At 74.3% G+C, this 19527-nt stretch carries 15 protein-coding genes and 1 pseudogene; 11 read left to right on the forward strand and 5 right to left on the reverse strand.

Annotated elements, in window-relative coordinates; all coding sequences use genetic code 11:
• Positions 1-22: 22 nt before the first annotated feature.
• A complete protein-coding gene (locus tag ACWGJO_RS07420; RefSeq protein ID WP_359907100.1) occupies positions 23-796 on the reverse strand; it encodes an amino acid ABC transporter ATP-binding protein in 774 nt (257 codons plus the stop codon).
• Positions 797-1187: 391 nt separating this feature from the next.
• On the opposite strand from ACWGJO_RS07420, the gene ACWGJO_RS07425 reads away from it, so the two are divergent.
• Positions 1188-1946 (forward strand): response regulator transcription factor, encoded by a 759-nt coding sequence (locus ACWGJO_RS07425; protein WP_452182581.1) that lies wholly within the window; start codon positions 1188-1190, stop codon positions 1944-1946.
• A gap of 6 nt (positions 1947-1952) precedes the next feature.
• Positions 1953-3377: a sensor histidine kinase gene (locus tag ACWGJO_RS07430; RefSeq protein WP_387694071.1), complete on the forward strand. Its 1425-nt coding sequence runs from the start codon at positions 1953-1955 to the stop codon at positions 3375-3377.
• A 61-nt stretch (positions 3378-3438) separates the two neighbouring features.
• Here ACWGJO_RS07430 and ACWGJO_RS07435 read toward each other — a convergent pair whose 3' ends face one another.
• Positions 3439-4458: a TAXI family TRAP transporter solute-binding subunit gene (locus tag ACWGJO_RS07435; protein ID WP_452182582.1), complete on the reverse strand. Its 1020-nt coding sequence runs from the start codon at positions 4456-4458 to the stop codon at positions 3439-3441.
• A 95-nt stretch (positions 4459-4553) separates the two neighbouring features.
• Here ACWGJO_RS07435 and miaB point away from each other — a divergent pair, with 95 nt between their 5' ends.
• Both miaB and ACWGJO_RS07445 read left to right on the forward strand, forming a co-directional pair.
• Entirely contained in the window at positions 4554-6056 is a 1503-nt protein-coding gene (miaB, locus tag ACWGJO_RS07440) for a tRNA (N6-isopentenyl adenosine(37)-C2)-methylthiotransferase MiaB (protein WP_452182583.1), read from the forward strand.
• 78 nt (positions 6057-6134) lie between these two features.
• Positions 6135-6833 (forward strand): class III extradiol dioxygenase subunit B-like domain-containing protein, encoded by a 699-nt coding sequence (locus tag ACWGJO_RS07445; protein WP_452182584.1) that lies wholly within the window; start codon positions 6135-6137, stop codon positions 6831-6833.
• A gap of 85 nt (positions 6834-6918) precedes the next feature.
• On the opposite strand, the gene ACWGJO_RS07450 is transcribed toward ACWGJO_RS07445, so the two are convergent.
• Positions 6919-7179: an antitoxin gene (locus tag ACWGJO_RS07450; RefSeq protein ID WP_359907083.1), complete on the reverse strand. Its 261-nt coding sequence runs from the start codon at positions 7177-7179 to the stop codon at positions 6919-6921.
• Between the two features lie 164 nt (positions 7180-7343).
• Here ACWGJO_RS07450 and miaA point away from each other — a divergent pair.
• The 5 genes and pseudogenes from miaA to hflX all read left to right on the forward strand — a co-directional run.
• Positions 7344-8282: pseudogene (miaA, locus tag ACWGJO_RS07455) on the forward strand (tRNA (adenosine(37)-N6)-dimethylallyltransferase MiaA); the annotation flags it as partial.
• A gap of 250 nt (positions 8283-8532) precedes the next feature.
• The gene (locus tag ACWGJO_RS07460) at positions 8533-9045 is read left to right on the forward strand and encodes a hypothetical protein (RefSeq protein WP_359907080.1); all 513 of its coding nucleotides are present in this window, start codon (positions 8533-8535) and stop codon (positions 9043-9045) included.
• A 96-nt stretch (positions 9046-9141) separates the two neighbouring features.
• Positions 9142-10047 carry a diaminopimelate epimerase gene (gene dapF, locus ACWGJO_RS07465; protein ID WP_452182585.1) on the forward strand — a complete coding sequence of 302 codons (906 nt, stop codon included), beginning with the start codon at positions 9142-9144 and terminating at the stop codon, positions 10045-10047.
• Between the two features lie 201 nt (positions 10048-10248).
• Entirely contained in the window at positions 10249-12486 is a 2238-nt protein-coding gene (locus tag ACWGJO_RS07470; protein ID WP_452182586.1) for a RelA/SpoT family protein, read from the forward strand.
• 232 nt (positions 12487-12718) lie between these two features.
• The gene (gene hflX, locus ACWGJO_RS07475) at positions 12719-14221 is read left to right on the forward strand and encodes a GTPase HflX (protein WP_387694077.1); all 1503 of its coding nucleotides are present in this window, start codon (positions 12719-12721) and stop codon (positions 14219-14221) included.
• Between the two features lie 68 nt (positions 14222-14289).
• On the opposite strand, the gene ACWGJO_RS07480 is transcribed toward hflX, so the two are convergent.
• Both ACWGJO_RS07480 and ACWGJO_RS07485 read right to left on the reverse strand, forming a co-directional pair.
• On the reverse strand, positions 14290-15408 hold the full coding sequence (locus tag ACWGJO_RS07480; protein WP_452182587.1) for a trypsin-like serine peptidase: 1119 nt from the start codon (positions 15406-15408) through the stop codon (positions 14290-14292).
• Positions 15409-15482: 74 nt separating this feature from the next.
• Positions 15483-16679: a trypsin-like serine peptidase gene (locus ACWGJO_RS07485; protein WP_452182588.1), complete on the reverse strand. Its 1197-nt coding sequence runs from the start codon at positions 16677-16679 to the stop codon at positions 15483-15485.
• Between the two features lie 368 nt (positions 16680-17047).
• Between ACWGJO_RS07485 and ACWGJO_RS07490 the strand changes: the two genes are divergently transcribed.
• Together ACWGJO_RS07490 and ACWGJO_RS07495 are read left to right on the forward strand one after the other, a co-directional pair.
• Complete coding sequence (locus ACWGJO_RS07490; RefSeq protein WP_452182589.1) at positions 17048-18907, forward strand: IucA/IucC family protein; 1860 nt, start codon at positions 17048-17050, stop codon at positions 18905-18907.
• Complete coding sequence (locus tag ACWGJO_RS07495) at positions 18907-19527, forward strand: GNAT family N-acetyltransferase (protein ID WP_452182590.1); 621 nt, start codon at positions 18907-18909, stop codon at positions 19525-19527. The genes ACWGJO_RS07490 and ACWGJO_RS07495 overlap by 1 nt, the downstream gene beginning before the upstream one ends.

The following is a 19527-nucleotide window of genomic DNA, read 5'->3' on the forward strand; positions in this document are numbered from 1 at the left end:
CGGTCCCGCCGGTCTCGAAGCGTCAGTGGTGGAGGATCTTCGAGAGGAAGTCCTTGGCGCGCTCGGAGCGCGGCGCGGTGAAGAAGGCGTCCGGGGTGTTCTGCTCGACGATCTTCCCGTCGGCCATGAACAGGACCCGGTTGGCGGCGGAGCGGGCGAAGCCCATCTCGTGGGTGACCACGACCATCGTCATGCCGTCCGCGGCGAGCTGGCGCATGACCTCCAGCACCTCGTTGACCATCTCCGGGTCCAGCGCCGAGGTGGGCTCGTCGAAGAGCATCACCTTGGGCTTCATGGCCAGCGCGCGGGCGATCGCCACGCGCTGCTGCTGGCCGCCGGAGAGCTGGGCCGGGAACTTGTCCGCCTGCGCGCCGACGCCGACCCGCTCCAGCAGCTCCCGGGCGGTCTTCTCGGCCTGCGGGCGGGGCACCTTGCGCACCTTCACCTGGCCGATGACCACGTTCTCCAGCACGGTCTTGTGCGCGAACAGGTTGAAGCTCTGGAACACCATGCCGACCTCGGCGCGCAGCCGGGCCAGTTCCTTGCCCTCGTCGGGCAGCGGCCGGCCGTCGATCGTGATCGCGCCGGAGTCGATCGTCTCCAGCCGGTTGATCGTCCGGCAGAGCGTCGACTTGCCCGAGCCGGACGGGCCGATCAGCACGACCACCTCGCCCTGGGCGATCCGGAGGTCGATGTCCTGCAGGACGTGCAGCGCACCGTAGTGCTTGTTGACGTTGCTCAGCACGACCAGTGGGGCGGCTGCGGGGGTGGAGTCCTCGACCGGGCTCTCGGTCATCGCGCCTGCTCCCTCTGTCGTCGAATCACGCCTGTCCGAGAAGTCTCAACTCCCTTGACAGGCAATGGTGGTACGGATCCGGGGGCCGAGGCCGGCGGAGCCGCGGCCCCCGGTGGGCCGACCTTAGGAGCCATGACCGCGCGCCGTCAGCCGATCTGAGCGGAACTTGAGGATCACGAAACGGCCACACGGCGCTCGCACGCTGTTCGCGCGGGCGCCGACGGGGCATGTCACAGCGGGAATCCGCTCCGGTGCTCCCCGTTCCCCCGGGGCCCGGTGCGCGGTCGAACCTGGCGCCGGGCCGTTCACTGGCCCATACTGCGCAGGACCGGGACCTGAACGATCGGCCCGGTGATCATCGGTGATCACGTGGGGGAAGGAGGAGGACAGGATGCGACTGCTGCTCGTCGAGGACGACGAACGCGTGGCCGCCGCGCTGGTCGCGGTGCTGGGCCGGCACGGCTTCCAGGTCCGGCACGCCCGCAGCGGGCACGAGGCGCTGGACGCCCTGGTGCCGGACGGCAACGAGCCGTACCGCGTGGTGCTGCTCGACCTCGGACTGCCCGACCGCGACGGCTTCGAGGTGTGCAGCCGGATCAGGGCCGGCAGCGGCGTGCCGGTGATCATGGTCACCGCCCGAGCCGACGTCCGCTCCCGGATCCACGGCCTCAACCTGGGCGCCGACGACTACGTCACCAAGCCGTACGACATGGGCGAGCTGCTCGCCCGCATCCACGCCGTGGCCCGCCGCGGCGCCGCCCCCGCCGCGGTGGCGGTGCCCGCGCCCGACACCGTGCCGCAGCAGCGCGGCCCGCTGGAGTCCCGCGGCATCCGGATCGACCGGGAGCGCCGCCGGGTCAGCGTGGACGGCCGCGACGTGCCGCTCACCCGCAAGGAGTTCGACCTGCTCGCACTGCTCGCGCAGAGCCCCGGCGTCGTCTACCGGCGCGAGCAGATCTTCAGCGAGGTCTGGCGCAGCGGCTGGGAGGGCAACGGGCGCACCCTGGAGGTGCACATCGGCTCGCTGCGCAACAAGCTGGCGCTGCCCGGCCTGGTCGAGGCCGTGCGCGGGGTCGGCTACCGGCTGATCCCCGACTGCCCGGCGCCCGCCGCGGCCGAACCGGCCCCGAGCGCCCCCGCGGAGCACTGACCGCACGTGCGCACCCGCCTGCTCGGCATCCTGATCGCCCTCATGCTCTGCGTCCTGGCCGCCCTGGGGCTGCCGCTCGCGGCGGCGGTCGCGGCGGCCGAACAGACCAAGGTGGTCGTCGACCGGCTCGACGACGCCGCCCGCCTCGCCCAGGACCTGCCCACCTCCGGCGCCGCCGACTCCGCCCGCAAGGGCGACCCGGAACCCGCCCCGGGCGACGGCAGCCGGCAGCGCGCGATCGAGGCCGAGGTCCGCCGCTACCACGACCTGTACGGCGTGCGCCTGGGCATCTTCCAGCGCGACGGCGTTCCGCTCGCCGTCGCCCCGGACGACTGGCGGGTGCCCTCCGGGGGCTGGGGCGCCCAGGCCTTCCAGGAGGCACTGGACGGGCGGCGCAGCCACAACCCGCCGCAGGTCTGGCCGTGGACGCCGGACCGGACGATCACCGTCGCCGCCCCGGTGGTGCGCGACGGCGACGTGGTCGCGGTGGTGCTCAGCGAATCCCCGGCCCAGGCGCTGCGCACCCGGGTGGTGCACAAGTGGCTGGTGATCGGCACGGGCGAGGCCGCCGCGATGATCGTCGCCGTGCTGCTCGCCGTCCGGCTCACCGAGTGGGTGCTGCGCCCGGTGCGCACCCTGGACCGGGCCACCCACGACATCGCCACCGGCCGGATGGCCGCCCGGGTCGCCCCGGGCGGCGGACCGCCCGAACTCCAGCGGCTGGCCCGCTCGTTCAACGAGATGGCGGACCACGTGGTGCTCGCCATGGACCAGCAGAAGGCCTTCGTCGCGGACGCCTCCCACCAGCTGCGCAACCCGCTGTCGGCCCTGCTGCTGCGGGTCGAGCTGCTCGGCCTGGAACTGCCCGAGGGCCACGAGGAGGAGCTCAGCGGCGTACGGGAGGAAGGCGCCCGGCTGGCCCGGGTGCTGGACGACCTGCTCGGCCTGGCCACCGCCGAGCACGCCCGCCCCGAACCGGAGCGCACCGACCTCGCCGAGCTCACGCTGTCCCGGGTGGACGCCTGGCGGCCGGTGGCCGAGCAGCGCGGGATCGGGCTGCGCTGGGACGGCCCGGCGCTGGCGATCGGGATGGCCGACCCGATCGGGTTCGGCTCGGCCCTGGACGCCGTGGTGGACAACGCGCTCAAGTTCAGCCCGGCCGGCAGCGAGGTGCGGCTGCGGGTGACGGTGCGCCGGGACGAGGTCGCGGTGACCGTCACCGACGCCGGGCCCGGTCTCACCGAGGACGAGCTGTCCCGGGCCGGGGACCGGTTCTGGCGCAGCACGCGGCACCAGAACGTGGACGGTTCGGGGCTCGGGCTGTCCATCGCCCGCACCCTGCTGGCGGCCGGCGGCGGCACGCTCGGCTTCGCGCCGGTCAGACCGACCGGGCTCGCGGTGACGCTGGCGGTGCCCCGGCCGGAGAAGTAGCCGGAGAAGTAGCCGCGGGCACGCCCTACGCCCTACGGCTTCACCGGGCGGCGGCCGCGCCCTACGGCTTCACCGAGCGGTAGTAGCGGGCCGCGCCGGTGTGCAGCGGGAGCGGGTCGGTGTACACGGCGGTGCGCAGGTCGACCAGCTGGGCCGCGTGCACCTGGGCGCCGATCTGGTCCCGGCTGTCGATCACCGCGCGGGTCATGCCCTCGACCAGGCGCGGGTCCGCGTCGTCCAGGGTGATCAGCAGGTTGGGCACGGCCACCGTGGCGACGGCGTCCTTGGGCTCGGCGTTCGGGTACGTCCCCTTGGGCATGGTGGCCGCCCGGTAGGCGTCGGTGCCGCCGCCCTCGGCCTTGTGCAGGGCCTCGGCGAGGTCGCTCAGCGGCACGACCCGGATCGGGAAGTGGTCGGAGAGGTCGGTGAGCGCGCTGGTGGGCAGGCCGCCGGACCAGAAGAAGGCGTCCAGCCTGCCCGCGCGCAGGTCGTCGGCGGCCTCGCCGATTCCCTTCGGCACCGGGACGATGTCGTGGTCCGGGTCCAGGCCGGCCGCGCCCAGCAGCCGCTTGGTCACCAGGTTCACGCCGGACTGCGGCAGGCCGACGCCGACCTTCAGGCCCTTGAGGTCGGCGGTGCGGCGCACCGGGGAGGAGGCCGGGACGATCAGCTGCAGGTAGTCGTCGTACAGCCGGGCGATGGCCCGCAGCTTCTCCTTGCCCTGGCCCTGATAGTCGGCGACCGCGTCGGCGGTGGCTATCGCGAAGGCGTCCCGGCCCCTGATCACCCGGGTGAGGTTGTCGATCGAGCCCTCGGAGTTGTCCAGGGCCAGCCGCACCCCGGGCATGGTCCGGGAGACGTGGGCCTGGAGCAGCTGCCCGTACCGGTCGTAGACGCCGCGCTGCACGCCGGTGGCGAAGCGGACCTCGCCGCGCGGGTACCCGGGCGAGCGGCCCGCCGACAGCCACCAGCCGCCGAACCCGGCCACCAGCAGTACCACCACCAGCACCGTGCGCCACAGCGGGCTCCGGGCCGCGGTGCGGACGGCGGCGCCGAGACGGGACGCAGTGGTCGGGGTCATGCAGGGATACTGCCAGGCGCTCCGGCCGAACGGGAGTGGAACGAGTGGTGGAAGCTCAGGGAAAAGCCCTTCGCCGCTGCCCGTACCCTGGTCTGGTGAGCGGTGAGAGCGGATTGAAGAGCTACAAGGTCGTCACGCACGGCTGTCAGATGAACGTCCACGACTCCGAGCGGCTGTCCGGCCTGCTGGAGGACGCGGGGTACATCAAGGCCGGGCCCGAGGGCGACCCGGACCTGGTGGTGTTCAACACCTGCGCGGTGCGCGAGAACGCCGACAACAAGCTGTACGGCAACCTCGGCCAGCTCGCGCCGGTCAAGACCCGCCACAAGGGCATGCAGATCGCCGTCGGCGGCTGCCTGGCCCAGAAGGACCGCGAGAGCATCGTCAAACGCGCCCCCTGGGTCGACGTGGTCTTCGGCACCCACAACATCGGCCACCTGCCGGCGCTGCTGGAGCGAGCCGCGGTCGAGCGCAGGGCCCAGGTCGAGATCCTGGAGTCGCTGGAGACCTTCCCCTCCACCCTGCCGACCCGCCGCGAGTCCGCGTACGCCGCCTGGGTCGCCATCTCGGTCGGCTGCAACAACACCTGCACCTTCTGCATCGTCCCCGCGCTGCGCGGCAAGGAGGAGGACCGCCGCCCCGGCGACGTCCTCGCCGAGATCGAGGCGCTGGTGGACGAGGGCGTCATCGAGGTGACCCTGCTCGGCCAGAACGTCAACGCCTACGGCTCCGACCTGGGCGACCGCGAGGCCTTCTCCAAGCTGCTGCGCGCCGCCGGGCAGATCGAGGGCCTGGAGCGGATCCGCTTCACCTCGCCGCACCCCCGCGACTTCACCGACGACGTGATCGCCGCGATGGCCGAGACCCCGAGCGTGATGCACCAGCTGCACATGCCGCTGCAGTCCGGCTCGGACCGGGTCCTCAAGGCGATGCGCCGCTCGTACCGGCAGGACCGTTTCCTCGGGATCATCCGCAAGGTCCGCGAGGCGATGCCGGACGCGGCCATCTCCACCGACATCATCGTGGGCTTCCCCGGCGAGACGGAGGAGGACTTCGAGGAGACGATGCACACCGTCCGCGAGGCCCGCTTCACCAACGCCTTCACCTTCCAGTACTCCAAGCGCCCCGGCACCCCCGCCGCGGACATGGCGGACCAGGTGCCGAAGGAGGTCGTCCAGGCCCGCTACGACCGGCTGATCGCCCTCCAGGAGGAGATCTCCTGGGAGGAGAACAAGAAGCAGGTCGGCCGCACCCTGGACATCCTGGTCGCCGAGGGCGAGGGCAAGAAGGACGATCAGACCCGGCGGCTCTCCGGACGCGCCCCCGACAACCGGCTGGTGCACTTCACGAAGCCGGACGAGCCGGTGCGCCCCGGCGACGTGGTGACCGTCGAGATCACCTACGCCGCCCCGCACCACCTGCTCGCCGAGGGCCCGGCGCTCGCGGTGCGCCGCACCCGCGCCGGCGACGCCTGGGAGAAGCGCCAGGCCGCGCCCGCCGCCAAGCCGGCCGGAGTGATGCTCGGCCTGCCGAAGATCGGCGCCCCGGCCGAGCTGCCGCTGGCCGCGCCGGCGGGCGGGGCCTGCTGCGGCGACTGACCGGCGGGTGTTCCGGGCGGCCCGGCGGGAGCTTCGGCTCCGGCCGGGCCGCCCGGCTTCTTGGCTAGAGTGATCCACATGCTGGTAGCCGCCGCCGTGTGCCCCTGTCCGCCGCTGCTCGTTCCCGAGGTCGCCGCCGGGGCCGCGCCCGAGCTGGACGCCCTGCGCACGGCCTGCGACGAGGCGCTGGCGGCGCTGGTCGCGGCCGGGCCGCAGCTGGTCGTGGTGGTCGGCATCGGGCCGACGGCCGAGGTCTGGACCGAGGGCGGAGCCGGCTCCTTCCGCCGCTACGGGGTGCCGCTGGTCGCCAAGCTGCCCGGCGACCGGGTCGAGGGGCCGGAGCTGGCCCCCTCGCTGACCGTCGGCGCCTGGCTGCTGGAGCGCGCCGGGGTGACCCTGCCGACGCACGCCTGCGCGGTGCCCGCCGATGCCCCCGCCGACCGGATGCTCGGCCTCGGCCAGGGCCTGGCCGGCCTCGCCGAGCGGGTCGCCCTGCTGGTGCTCGGCGACGGCAGCGCCTGCCGCTCGGTGAAGGCGCCCGGCTACCTGGACGAGCGGGCCGAGGGCTTCGACACCGCCCTGGCCGCCGCCCTGGGCACGGCCGACCTGGCCGCGCTGGCCGCGCTGGAACCGGGGCTGGCCGCCGAGCTCAAGGCCGACGGCCGGGCGCCCTGGCAGGTGCTGGCCGGCGCCGCGGAGGGCGCCGGCCTCACCGGGCGGCTGGGCTACCAGGAGGCGCCTTACGGGGTCGGGTACGTCGTGGCGTCCTGGTCCTAGCCGGTCGGGACCGCCGGACCGGGGCTCCCGGCCGTCGGGGCTCCCGGTCGGGACCGCCGGACCGGCCAGGACCGGGACCGTGGGGTCAGGACCGCGGGGGCTGCCCCTCGTCGCCCGGCTTCGGCTTCTGGGCGAAGTCGCCGACCGCGTCCTTGGCCTTCTCGGCGCCGTGCTCGATCTTGTCGCTGTACTTGCCCTTGGTCGCCTTGTCGATGGCCCCGCCCGCCTTGTCCACGGCCTTCTCGATCTGGTCGCTGTGCTTGCCCGCGAACTCGCCGGCCTTGCCCTTGAGCTCCTCGGCCTTGCCCTTGAGGTTGTCCATCAGGCCCATGACGATCTCCTTCATCCGCTGTTCCCCGCACAACGAGCGGGCCGGGCAAAGCGTTCGCAAACCGGGCCCAACCGGGGAAACGGCCGGAAAATGTCCGGGAAACAGTCATATCGTCGCGCGGTCGCGGGCGGGCGGCAGGCAGGTCCCCGGTGGCCCGGCGGTTTTGGGAGACTGGAACGGTGAGCAGCTCCCGTACCCCGCATGTCGCCCCTCCCCGCGTGGTCTGCGTCGTCGGCGCGACCGCCGCCGGCAAGTCCGACCTGGCCGTCGCCATCGCCCGCAGCCTCGACGGCGAGGTGATCAACACCGACTCGATGCAGCTGTACCGAGGCATGGACATCGGCACCGCCAAGCTCACCACGGCCGAGCGCGGGGGAGTGCCGCACCACCTGCTGGACGTCTGGGACGTCACCGAGGCCGCCAGCGTCGCCGAGTACCAGCGGCTGGCCCGGGCCGAGATCGACCGGCTGCTCGCCGCCGGCCGCACGCCCGTCCTGGTCGGCGGCTCCGGGCTGTACGTCCGGGCGGCGATCGACGAGATGGAGTTCCCGGGCACCGACCCGCAGGTGCGGGCCCGGCTGGAGGCCGAGCTGGAGCTGGTCGGCCCGTCCGCGCTGCACGGGCGGCTGGCCGAGCTGGACCCGGCGGCCGCCGAGGCGATCCTCACCAGCAACGGCCGGCGGATCGTCCGCGCCCTGGAGGTCATCGAGATCACCGGGCAGCCGTTCACCGCCAACCTGCCGAGCAACACCGCCGTGTACGAGGCGGTGCAGATCGGTGTCGCCGTGCCGCGCCCGGAGCTGGACGAGCGGATCGCGCTGCGGGTCGACCGGATGTGGGAGGACGGACTGCTGGACGAGGTGCGGGAGCTGGAGAGGGCCGGGCTGCGCGAGGGCAGGACCGCCTCCCGGGCGCTCGGCTACCAGCAGGTGCTGGACCACTTCGCCGGGGAATGCACCGAGGACGAGGCCCGGGCCGAGACCGTCCGGGCGACCAAGCGATTCGCCCGGCGTCAGGAGTCCTGGTTCCGCCGCGACGACCGCATCGAATGGCTCTCCCGGCCGGCCGGAACCGACCCCGTCGAGCTGCTGGAACGATCCCTCGAACTGATCGGCCGTCAGGCGGTTCCGGCCGTACAGGACGGGTTTTTGGCCAATCCGGCGGTGCACCTGCGCGCGCAGGCGACCGTGCAGGACGAACCGGCGGTCACGGCCCGATCACGTGATGGCCACGGATCACCCGTCGACCCCGGTCAGGCCCGGAACGCCTCTCTGGACATGCCATCATCGATGCCGTAGGGGTCGGCCGAAACGGGGCGACCGTGCCCGGCCGCGAGTCCGCTCGTGTCGAACTGTCAGGGGAGGCCGCGTGTCGACGGGTACCGGCCCCGAATCCGGCCAGGGCGGAAGTGTCACCGCGCCGGCCGAGGAGTTCGACGAGTCGACGATGGGTGACCTCCCCGTGCTGACCGGGCTGGAGGCGCCGACCTCCTACGCGGCCGCGGTGCCCGCCCTGGACACCCGCACGCCGCCCGACGCCGCGGTGCACGAACGGGAGATCCGTCCGCTGCGCCGGCTGCGCTGGTGGCAGACGCTGCCGATCGCCCTGCTGGGCACCCTCGGCTCGCTGATGTTCGCCTTCCCGCTCGCCTTCGGCTCGGCCGGGGCGCGCGCCACCATGGTCGGGATGCTCGGGCTGCTGTTCACCGCCGCCTCGATGGGCTGGGGCGCGATGGCCGCCCGGCACGCCGGCTACAAGTGGCCGGGGCTGCCGCGGCGGGGTTCCGGGCAGCGGGCCGGCTGGAAGGCGATCGTGGTGTACACCCTGATCGCGCTGGCCGCCTGCGCGCTCGCGGTCTGGCGGGTCGCCTACCTGCGCTGAGCGCCGCCCGCCCGGAGCACCTCCGCCCCGGGCACCTCCCGCTCCGGGAGCCTCCCGCCCCGAGCGGGCGGGTCGCCGCTCAGTACCATCGGAGGGGTGAGCGCATCCTCTCCCCAGCAGGGCGGCATCCCCTTCTTCAAGGGGCACGGCACCCAGAACGACTTCGTCATCGTCCCGGACCCGGACGGCGCGCTGGAGATCGGTCCCGAGACCGTCGCCGCGCTGTGCGACCGGCGGGCCGGCCTCGGCGGGGACGGGCTGCTGCGCGTGGTGCGCGCCGCCGCCGACCCGGCGGCAGCGGCGATGGCCGACCGGGCCGAGTGGTTCATGGACTACCGCAACTCGGACGGCAGCGTCGCCGAGATGTGCGGCAACGGCCTGCGGGTCTTCGCCCGCTTCCTGGTCGAGGCCGGCCTGGCCGAGCCGGGCGAGCTGGCCGTCGCCACCCGCTCCGGGGTGCTCACCGCGAAGGTCGCCGAGGCCGCCGAGGACGGCACGCCCGGCGACGTCACCATCGACATGGGCCGGGCCCGGCTGCCCGGGCCGGACGGCATCGAGGTCGCGGTCGGCGAGCGGCGCTGGCCGGCCCTGAACGTCAACATGGGCAACCCGCACGCGGTGGCCTTCGTGGAGAGCCTGGACCACGCCGGAGACCTGTTCACCGCGCCGCTCACCAGCCCCGCGAGCGCCTACCCGGAGGGCGTCAACGTCGAGTTCGTGATGGACCGCGGGCCGCGGCACGTCGCGATGCGGGTGCACGAGCGCGGCTCGGGCGAGACCCGCTCCTGCGGCACCGGCGCCTGCGCGGTGGCGGTGGCGGCCATCCGCCGGGACGGTGCCGACCCGGCGGTCACCGGCGAATCGGTCGCGTACACCGTGGACGTGCTGGGCGGGCGACTGGTCATCACCGAGCACCCGGACGGCCGGGTGGAGATGACCGGGCCGGCGGTGATCGTGGCCCAGGGGCGGCTGGACGGGCGCTGGTGGGAGTCGGTGCGCTGAGGCCTGCGGCCCGGTTTCCCCAATTCGTGTGGTGACGAATCCCCCCGATCGGGTGATACCGGTCGCGGACGGGAATCAGGGCGTCGCGGAACGTGCTCTGCTCGGTAGCATGGACCACCGGGTCGATCACCCCATGGGGAGGGGTGTCGAGATCACCCCCTCGGACGGGGCGGCGCCCGGCGACCGTTGCCGGAGGTGCCGATGACCATCGAAGCCGGGCAGTCCCTGACGGGGCAGCCGACGACCGTACGGCAGGCCGGGGCCAGGCGGCCCCTCGGGGAGCTCGGCCGGGCCGCTCTCGGCCGGGCCGGGCGGGCCGCGTTGCTGGCCACCGGCCGGCCGCCGGTGCCGGACGCCCTGGAGCCGCTCGTCCAGGTCCACCGCCGGCACCACCCGCAGGCCGACCTCGGCCTGCTCGCCCGGGCGTACCGGCTCGCGGAGGCCAGCCACCGCGGCCAGAAGCGCAAGAGCGGCGAGCCGTACATCACCCACCCGCTGGCCGTGACCATGATCCTGGCCCAACTCGGCGCCGGGACGACGACCCTGGTCGCCTCGCTGCTCCACGACACGGTCGAGGACACCGAGTTGACGCTGGACCAGGTGGGCGCCGGGTTCGGGCCCGAAGTCGCCTACCTGGTCGACGGGGTGACGAAGCTGGAGAAGGTCGACTTCGGCGCCGCCGCCGAGGCCGAGACCTTCCGCAAGATGCTGGTCGCCACCGGGGACGACGTCCGGGTGATGGTGATCAAGCTGGCCGACCGGCTGCACAACATGCGCACCATCCGGCACATGAAGCCGGCCAGCCAGGTGCGGATCGCCAAGGTCACCCGGGACGTGCTGATCCCGCTGGCCGAGCGGCTCGGCATCCAGGTGCTCAAGGCGGAGCTGGAGGACATCGTCTTCGCCACCCTGCACCCCGAGGAACATGCCCGCACCCGCGCCCTGATGACCGGTCACGAGGCCGAGCCGGACACCCTGCTGGAGCCCTTCGCCCGGCAGCTGGCCCGCCAACTGGCCGAGGCCGGGGTGACCGCCGAGGTGACCGTCCGCCCCCGGCACTGCGTCTCGCTGCACCGGGTGCTGCTCCGCCGGGCCGCCGTGCCCGGGCCGGACGGCCGGCCGCAGGGGCCGCGGCCGGCCGACTTCGGGCGGCTGCTGGTGGTGGTCGAGGAGAACGCCGACTGCTACGCCGTGCTCGGCGAGCTGCACACCTGCTGGACGCCGCTTCCCGGGGAGTTCAAGGACTTCGTGGCCGCGCCCAAGTTCAACCTCTACCAGTCGCTGCACACCGCCGTGGCGCTCAGCGGCGGCGCGGTGGTCGAGGTGCTGGTCCGCACCCGGCGGATGCACGAGGTGGCCGAGACCGGGGTGGTCGCGCTCGGGGACCCGTCCCCGGCCGGCGCCGTGCAGGACGCCGACGAGCTGGACCGCACCGACCCGGCCCGCCCGGGCTGGCTCAGCCGGCTGCTGGAGTGGCAGCAGGAGACGCCCGATCCGGACGCCTTCTGGTCCGCGCTCACCGCCGACCTGGCCGGCGACCGCGAGATCACCGTGGTGACGGAGAGCGGCGAAACGCTTCAGCTGAGGGCCGGCGCCACCTGCGTGGACGCGGCCTACCTGCTCGGCGAGGAGACCGGCCACCGATGTATCGGGGTGCGGGTCAACGGGCGGCTCACCGCTCTGTCCACCGTGCTGGAGGACGGCGACCAGGTCGCGGTGCTCACCGAATCCCTCCCGGCCGGCGGCGGCCAGCCCTCCGGCCCCGCCCCCGAGTGGCTGGCGCACGCCCGCACCCCGGGCGCCCGGCTGGCCATCGAGCGCTGGCTGGCCGACCACCCGGCCCGGCAGCCGGTGGTCCGCACCGGCCCGACCGGCGGCCAGCCCGCCCCGCCCGGGCGCCCGACCGCCGAGCGGCGGGCCGCCCCGGTCGCGGTGGCCGGACGGCCCGGGGCGCCGGTCCGGCTGGCGCGCTGCTGCACCCCGGTGCCGCCGGACGAGGTGGCCGGCTACCCGATCCGCGGCGGCGCGGTCGCGGTGCACCGCACCGGCTGCCCGGCGGGGGAGCGGATGCGCGCGGACGGGCGGGCCGAGCTGGAGGTCCGCTGGCGGCCGGAGGACGCCCCGGCGACCGGGCACCGGGTCACCCTGCGGGCCGAGGCGCTGAACCGGCCCCGGCTGCTCGCCGACCTCACCGCCGCGATCTCCGGAGCCGGCGCCGGCGTCGGCATCGTCTCGGCCGAGGTCGAGCCGCCGCAGGAGTCCCGGGTCCGGCACACCTACACCGTCGAACTGCCCGAGCCGGCCGCCCTGCCGCGGCTGATGCGGGCGATGCTCAAGGTCTCCGGGGTGTACGACGTGAGCCGCCCGCAGGCCCCGGACGGCGGCCGGGAACCGGGGGAGCGGCCGCTCGGCCCGGCGGCCCGCGGGAAACGGGGATGACCGGCGCGCGGAAATGGGGATGACCGGCCCGCGCCGGGCGTGCGACCATCATGGGGAATTCACGGCCGGTCCACGGCGTTGTCCGGGCACAGGAGCCCGGGTCTCGCCCGAGGACCCGAGGGGCAGCTCACCCCCGCCCGGACGGTAACCGGGGCGGCAGCTGGGCAGACTCCGTACGGGACCGCGGCAGCGGTCCCCGAAGGCCACCCGTACCAGCGAGCCAAAGGACAGAATGACCTCCACGTTCGACACCCGCGACCACGCCGACGCTCCGCGCCGCCTCGACGGTCGGCGGGCGGAAGCCCTCATGGACGAGGACCTCGCGGCCATCGACGAGGACCTCGGCCACCACTACGACGGCGACCAGTACGACCGCAGCGAGCGAGCCGCCCTGCGCCGTGTCGCCGGCCTCTCCACCGAACTCGAAGACGTCACCGAGGTCGAGTACCGCCAGCTCCGCCTGGAGCGCGTGGTGCTCGTCGGCGTCTGGACGGACGGCACGCTGGAGGAGGCGGAGAACTCGATGGCCGAGCTCGCCGCGCTCGCCGAGACGGCCGGCTCCCAGGTGCTGGACGGCGTCATCCAGCGCCGCGACAAGCCCGACGCGGCCACCTACATCGGCTCCGGCAAGGCGAAGGAACTGCGCGACATCGTCGCCGCCAGCGGCGCCGACACCGTCGTCTGCGACGGTGAGCTCACCCCCGGCCAGCTGATCCACCTGGAGGACGTGGTCAAGGTCAAGGTCGTCGACCGGACGGCCCTGATCCTGGACATCTTCGCCCAGCACGCCAAGTCCCGGGAGGGCAAGGCGCAGGTCTCGCTCGCGCAGATGCAGTACATGCTGCCGCGCCTGCGCGGCTGGGGCCAGTCGCTGTCCCGGCAGATGGGTGGCGGTGGCTCCGGCACGTCGGGCGGCGGCATGGCCACCCGTGGTCCCGGTGAGACCAAGATCGAGACCGACCGGCGCCGGATCCGCGAGAAGATGGCGAAGCTCCGCAAGGAGATCGCCGACATGAAGAAGGGCCGCGACACCAAGCGCCAGGAGCGCAAGCGCCACCAGGTGCCGTCCGTGGCCATCGCCGGGTACACCAACGCCGGCAAGTCCTCGCTGCTCAACCGGCTCACCGGTGCGGGCGTCCTGGTGGAGAACTCGCTGTTCGCCACCCTGGACCCGACCGTGCGCCGGGCCGAGACCCCGAGCGGGCGGCTCTACACCCTGGCGGACACCGTCGGCTTCGTCCGGCACCTGCCGCACCACCTGGTCGAGGCCTTCCGCTCGACCATGGAGGAGGTCGCCGACGCCGACCTCATCCTGCACGTGGTGGACGGCTCGCACCCCGAGCCGGAGACGCAGCTGGCCGCCGTCCGCGAGGTCATCGTCTCGGTCGACGCGCAGAACGTGCCGGAGATCGTGGTGATCAACAAGGCGGACGCCGCCGATCCGCACGTGCTCCAGCGCCTGCTGCGCCGCGAGCCGCACGCCATCGTGGTGTCGGCCCGCAGCGGCGCGGGGATCGAGGAGCTGCTGCAGCTCATCGACGACGAGCTGCCGCGTCCGGCGGTCGAGGTACGGGCCCTGGTGCCCTACACCCAGGGCGCGCTGGTCTCCCGGGTGCACGCCGAGGGGGAGCTGCTCTCCGCCGAGCACACCGGCGAGGGCACCCTGCTGCACGCCAAGGTGCAGGCCGAGCTGGCCGCCGAGCTGGAGTACTTCGCGGTGGCCCTGCAGGGCTGAGGCCGGAGCCAACGGAGGGCCCCGGGACGGTTCGCCGTCCCGGGGCCCTTCCCGTGCCTCCGCAGGGGCTACCGGACGTTCTTGGCGAAGTAGTCGAAGGCCTGCTTCGCCTGGTCGTGCAGGGAGGGCCCGGCCTGGTAGCCGGCCGGGTTGCGGTTGCCGACCGCGCCGACGCTGATCAGGTTGGGCTTGCCGTCCCTGATGACGAACCAGCCGCCGCCGGAGGCGCCGGCCGTCATGGAGCAGCCGATTACGTACATCGGCGGGCGGGTCCGGTCGAAGGAGAGCCGCCCGGGCGCGGCCGGGGAGTCGCAGTGTTCGAGCTCCAGGCCGTCGAACGGCCGCTCGGCCGGGTAGCCGTAGGCGGCGGCCGCGGTGATCTGCTCGCGCGGGGCGTTGAACCAGATCGGCACCGAGCCGCCGACCGTCTCCTCCAGGGACCTGCCGGAGCCGTCCTCGCCGCGCACCCGCAGCACGCCGTAGTCGTACTGGTTGCGGGCACCGACGCCGCTCTCCTGGCGCCAGGTCGGCGAGACCAGCGCGCGCACCGCCGTCCACCGGCCGTACGGGGCGGCCTGCTGGTCCGGGTTCGGCTTGCCGTGGAGCACCCGGCCGTCCCGGTTGAAGGCGGGGACGAACACCAGGTTCTTCAGCCAGCTGCCGCCCTTGCCGTCGTGCAGGCAGTGCGCGGCGGTGTAGACGAGGTTGCTGCGGCCGGGGTTGACCGGGTCGGAGACCACGGTGGCGGAGCAGGCCGCGTCGCCCTGCGGCGTGGTCATGAAGAGCCGGCCGACCACCGCGCCGGCCTGGGCGTACGGGTGCGGCAGCGGCTGGGCCGGGACGGCGGCCGGCGGGGCGTCCTGTTCGACACCGGCCGCCGCGGGGGCGGTCAGGGAGTACTCCGGGGTGGGCCGGGGCTTGGCGGTGTCCATCCGGGCGGCCGTCCAGAAGCCGGGCGCCGCGTCGCCGGCGAAGGCGCTGTCGGCGGTGTAGCGGTCCCAGTCCTCCACCTTCCAGCCGGTCAGGTCGCCCAGGCTGGTGGGCGCGGAGCGGGGCAGGGCGAGGGGCGCGGTGGCGGGCCGGGCCGGGCCGTCCGGGCCGCACCCGGCGGCGCCCAGCGCGAGCGCGGCGAGCAGCGCGCCGCCGGCCGTCGCGGCCCGGCGCCGCCGGCTGGTGGTTGTCGGCATGCTGGCTCGTCCCCCGTGCTGTGCTGGTGGTCCCGTGCCGCCCCCCGCCGGCGGCTGCTTCCCTCGTACGGCTGCTACTTCTTCTTCGAGATCCAGTCCAGTGCCTGCCGGGCGACCGCCTCCAGGTAGGGGCCGCTCAGCGAGGTGTGCTCCTGGGTGCCGATCGAGGTGTTGCTGACCAGGGCGGTCCTGCCGTCGGGCATGGTGGCGAACCAGCCGCCGCCACTGGCGCCCTGGGTCATGGTGCAGCCGATGGTCAGCATCGTCGGGCGCTTGGCGTCGAAGGAGAGCCGGGTCGGCTTGCCGCCGTCGCACTTGTACAGCTCCTGGCCGTCGAACGGCTTGACGAGCGGGTAGCCGACGGCCGAGACCTTGAGCTGGTCGCGCGGCGCGTCGAACCAGACCGGAACGGCCGAACCGACCGTCTCCTCCAGGGACTTGCCGGTGTCGTTCTGGTTGCGCACGCGCATCACCGCGAAGTCGTACTGGTTGGCGGCGTCGCCGCTGCCGCCGCCCTCGACCATCCACTGCGGCGAGGCGGTGACCTGGTCGGCCCACCAGGTGCCCAGCGGGGCCAGCTCGGACAGCGGGGCCCGCTTGCCGCCGCTGGAGGCGCCCGAGTTGTTGTAGGCGGGCACGAAGACCAGGTCCTTGAAGAAGTTGCCGCCCTTGCCCTCGTGCACGCAGTGGCCGGCCGTCCAGACCAGGTTGCTCTTCCCCGGGTGCTGCGGGTCGGTGATCACCGTCGCCGAGCAGTTGCCGCGGCCGCCCTGGGCGGAGAAGAACACCTTTCCGGAGGGCTGCTTCGTGTACGGGCGGGGCACCGCCAGGGCCTTGACCACCGGGGGCTCGGGGTCGGTCACGCCGTCGTCGGTGGACGGCGCGGGGGTGGCGGGGGCGGGCTTGGCGGCGGGCGGGGCCGGTTCGGCGGGCTTGGAGTCGCCCATCTTGTCCGGGTCCCAGAAGTCCTTCACCACCGGGTTGTTGAAGACGTGCGTGGACGCCCACTTGTCCCAGTCCTCGAACTTCCACTTCTTCAGGTCGTCCCAGCTCCTGGGCAGTCCCTCCAGCAGGCTGGTCGGCAGCCCGGACGGGAGGGTGATTCCGCCGATCGCCCCGCCCGCGCCCGCGGCCTGGGCCGCCGCGGAGGCGGGCGGCGGTGCGGGGCTGGTCCCGCCGCCCGCCGGGCCGTCGGGCCCGCAGGCGCTCACGGCGAGCAGGGTGCCCGCGGCCAGGGCGGCGGCCAGGGCTGACCGGTGGATCGTTGGCATCTGTGCGCTTCCCCCTGTGCTCGGGCGGTGGGTGCTGGGCGGTGCCGGGTCACCGGGTGGTCCCGGCTCGCCGGACGGTGCCGCGGCGGGCGGCCGCACACCGGGGCGGTGGGTGTCCGGCCGGTTCGCGGTGCGGCGGTCCGCCGTCGTGGAGTCTTCCATCGCACAGGAGGACGGCGGTGCCCGCCCCCCGGGTTGCGGTGCCGGCCGGAGGTCACCGATCCGTGATCCGGGCCCGGCCGGTGCACCGGCCCAGCAGGGCATCCGGTCCCGAATGTGCACAATCGCCGATTCTCACCCGGACGAGTGAGCGCTCCTTGTGATCACCCGTCATGGATAGGTAACCCTTACCTGACGCGACGGTGCGAGTGCCCGCCGATCCCCTCCACCACAGTGCGCGTCCGCACCCCCACGCGCCCCAAGGAGCAGCCTTGAGCACCGCCCTCACCGGAGCCCCGCCCGTACCGCCGCCCACCGCGGCACGGGCCTTCGGACACGACCTGCTGCTGCACCCCGACCCGGCCGTCGCCGCCGAACAGGCCGGACTGGAGGCCCTGCTGCGCTGCTGGACGCGGGAGACCGGAGCCCGGCCCGGCCCGGACGGCCGACTGCGGATCGCCGTCCTCGGCGGGGCCGCCCGGCTCACCGCCCCGGTCCGCTACTGGTCGCCCGGCGGCTGGCACCGCTTCGGCCCCGCCACCCTCGCGGCCGGCGAGGGCGGCGCCGAGGCCCCGGTGGACGCCGTCACCGCTGCCGCGCTGCTCGCCGCGGCGGCCGCCGAACGGCCCGACCCCGGGCAGGTCGCCGACCTGGCCGGCCGGGTCGCCGACTCGGTCGTGCGCACCGCCGAGATCCTCGCCCACCGCCGCACCGCCGCCGTACCCGGCGGGCCGGAGCGCTCGCACTTCCTCGCCGCCGAACAGTCCCTGCTGCTCGGCCACCCGCTGCACCCCACGCCCAAGAGCCGCGACGGCCTCGGCCCCGCCCAGAGCGCCGCCTACTCGCCCGAACTGCACGGCTCCTTCCAACTGCACTGGTACGCGGTGGACCGCGAACTGCTCGCGGCCGGCTCCGCCGTCGCCGAGAGCGCCGAGCAGCTCACCGCCGGCCTGCTCGACGGCGGCCCGCCGCTGCCGCCCGGCACCGCCGCCGTCCCGCTGCACCCCTGGCAGGCCCGCGAACTCGCCCACCGCCCGGCCGTCGCCGCACTGCTCGCCGACGGGCTGCTGCACGACCTCGGCCCGGCCGGCGAGCCCTGGTACCCCACCTCCTCGGTGCGCACCGTCTACCGGCCCGGCACCCCGTGGATGCTCAAGCTCTCGCTCGGCCTGCGGATCACCAACTCCCGCCGGGAGAACCTGCGCAAGGAACTGCACCGCGGCCTGGAGATGCACCGGCTGCTGGAGAGCGGGCTGGCCGCCGAGTGGCGGGCCGCCCACCCCGGCTTCGACATCGTCCGCGACCCCGCCTGGATCGGCGTCGACCACCCCGACCTCGGCGACCCCAACGGCCTGGACACCGTGCTGCGCGCCCAGCCCTTCGCACCCACCGACCGCGCGCTGTGCGTCGCCGGGCTGGTCGCCGAACAACCGCTCGGCGGCGGCGACACCGTGCCCTCCCGGCTCGGCGACCTCCTGCGGGCGCTGGCCCTGCGCTGCGCCCGCCCGCTGCGGACGGTGGCGGCCGAATGGTTCCTGCGCTACCTGGACGCGGTCGTGCTGCCCATCCTCTGGCTGGACGGCCGGGGCGGTATCGCCCTGGAGGCGCACCAGCAGAACAGCCTCGTGCTGCTGGACGCCGAGGGCTGGCCGTGCGGCGGCCGCTACCGCGACAACCAGGGCTACTACTACCGGGAGAGCGCCGCCGGCACGCTCGCCGCCCGGCTGCCCGGGCTCGGCACGGACAGCGACACCTTCCTGCCGGACGAGGTGATCGACCACCACTTCGCCTACTACCTCGGCATCAACCACGTGCTCGGCCTGATCGGCGCCTTCGGCTCCCAGCGGCTCGCCGACGAAACGGTGCTGCTGGCGGCGCTGCGCCGGTTCCTGGCCGGTCCGCGGGCCGCCGCCACCGGCTCGGCGCTGCCCGCCCTGCTGCTGGACGCGCCCACACTGCCCTGCAAGGCCAACCTGCTCACCCGGATCAACGGCATGGACGAGCTGGTCGGCCCGGTCGCCAGCCAGTCCGTGTACGTGGACATCCCCAACCCGGTGGCGGGCGCCTGATGCCGCACGAGCTGCTGGGGCGGACACCGGTGCCCGCCCCGGCGGGCGAGTTCCGGCTCGGTCCGGTGCCCACCCCGGCGGGCGAGTTCCGGCTCGGCCCGGTCCGGCTGCCCGCCGACCTGGCGCTGCTCACCGGCTGGATGAACGACCCGGAGGTCGACGCCTTCTGGGAGCTCGCCGGGCCGCCGGAGGTCACCGAACGGCACGTCCGGGCCCAGCAGGACGGCGACGGCCGGAGCCTGCCCTGCCTCGGCCTGCTCGACGGCGAGCCGATGAGCTACTGGGAGGTCTACCGCGCCGACCTCGACCCGCTCGCCGCGCACTACCCCGCCCGGCCGTACGACACCGGCGTGCACCTGCTGCTCGGCCCCGCCGCCAGCCGCGGCCGAGGGCTGGGCGCCGTCCTCCTCGCCGCCCTCGCAGAATTGATTCTTCTTGGGAATCCGCGCTGCGAACGGGTGGTGGCCGAGCCGGACGTCCGCAACCGGCGGTCCGTCCGGGCCTTCGAACGGGCCGGATTCCGAGCCGCCGCCGAACTCGACCTGCCCGGCAAGCGCGCCGCCCTGATGGTCCGCGACCGGGCCGGCGGGCCCGCCGCGCAGGCCCAACTCCCCGCCTAG

This window comes from Kitasatospora sp. NPDC054795, assembly GCF_053611565.1.

Excerpts from the sequence above, each read along its gene's own strand:
- ACWGJO_RS07420 (WP_359907100.1), bottom strand. The coding sequence starts at position 796 with ATGACCGAGAGCCCGGTCGAGGACTCCACCCCCGCAGCCGCCCCACTG.
- ACWGJO_RS07425 (WP_452182581.1), top strand. The coding sequence starts at position 1,188 with ATGCGACTGCTGCTCGTCGAGGACGACGAACGCGTGGCCGCCGCGCTG.
- ACWGJO_RS07435 (WP_452182582.1), bottom strand. The coding sequence starts at position 4,458 with ATGACCCCGACCACTGCGTCCCGTCTCGGCGCCGCCGTCCGCACCGCG.
- ACWGJO_RS07445 (WP_452182584.1), top strand. The coding sequence starts at position 6,135 with ATGCTGGTAGCCGCCGCCGTGTGCCCCTGTCCGCCGCTGCTCGTTCCC.
- ACWGJO_RS07450 (WP_359907083.1), bottom strand. The coding sequence starts at position 7,179 with ATGAAGGAGATCGTCATGGGCCTGATGGACAACCTCAAGGGCAAGGCC.
- ACWGJO_RS07470 (WP_452182586.1), top strand. The coding sequence starts at position 10,249 with ATGACCATCGAAGCCGGGCAGTCCCTGACGGGGCAGCCGACGACCGTA.
- hflX (WP_387694077.1), top strand. The coding sequence starts at position 12,719 with ATGACCTCCACGTTCGACACCCGCGACCACGCCGACGCTCCGCGCCGC.
- ACWGJO_RS07480 (WP_452182587.1), bottom strand. The coding sequence starts at position 15,408 with ATGCCGACAACCACCAGCCGGCGGCGCCGGGCCGCGACGGCCGGCGGC.
- ACWGJO_RS07485 (WP_452182588.1), bottom strand. The coding sequence starts at position 16,679 with ATGCCAACGATCCACCGGTCAGCCCTGGCCGCCGCCCTGGCCGCGGGC.
- ACWGJO_RS07495 (WP_452182590.1), top strand. The coding sequence starts at position 18,907 with ATGCCGCACGAGCTGCTGGGGCGGACACCGGTGCCCGCCCCGGCGGGC.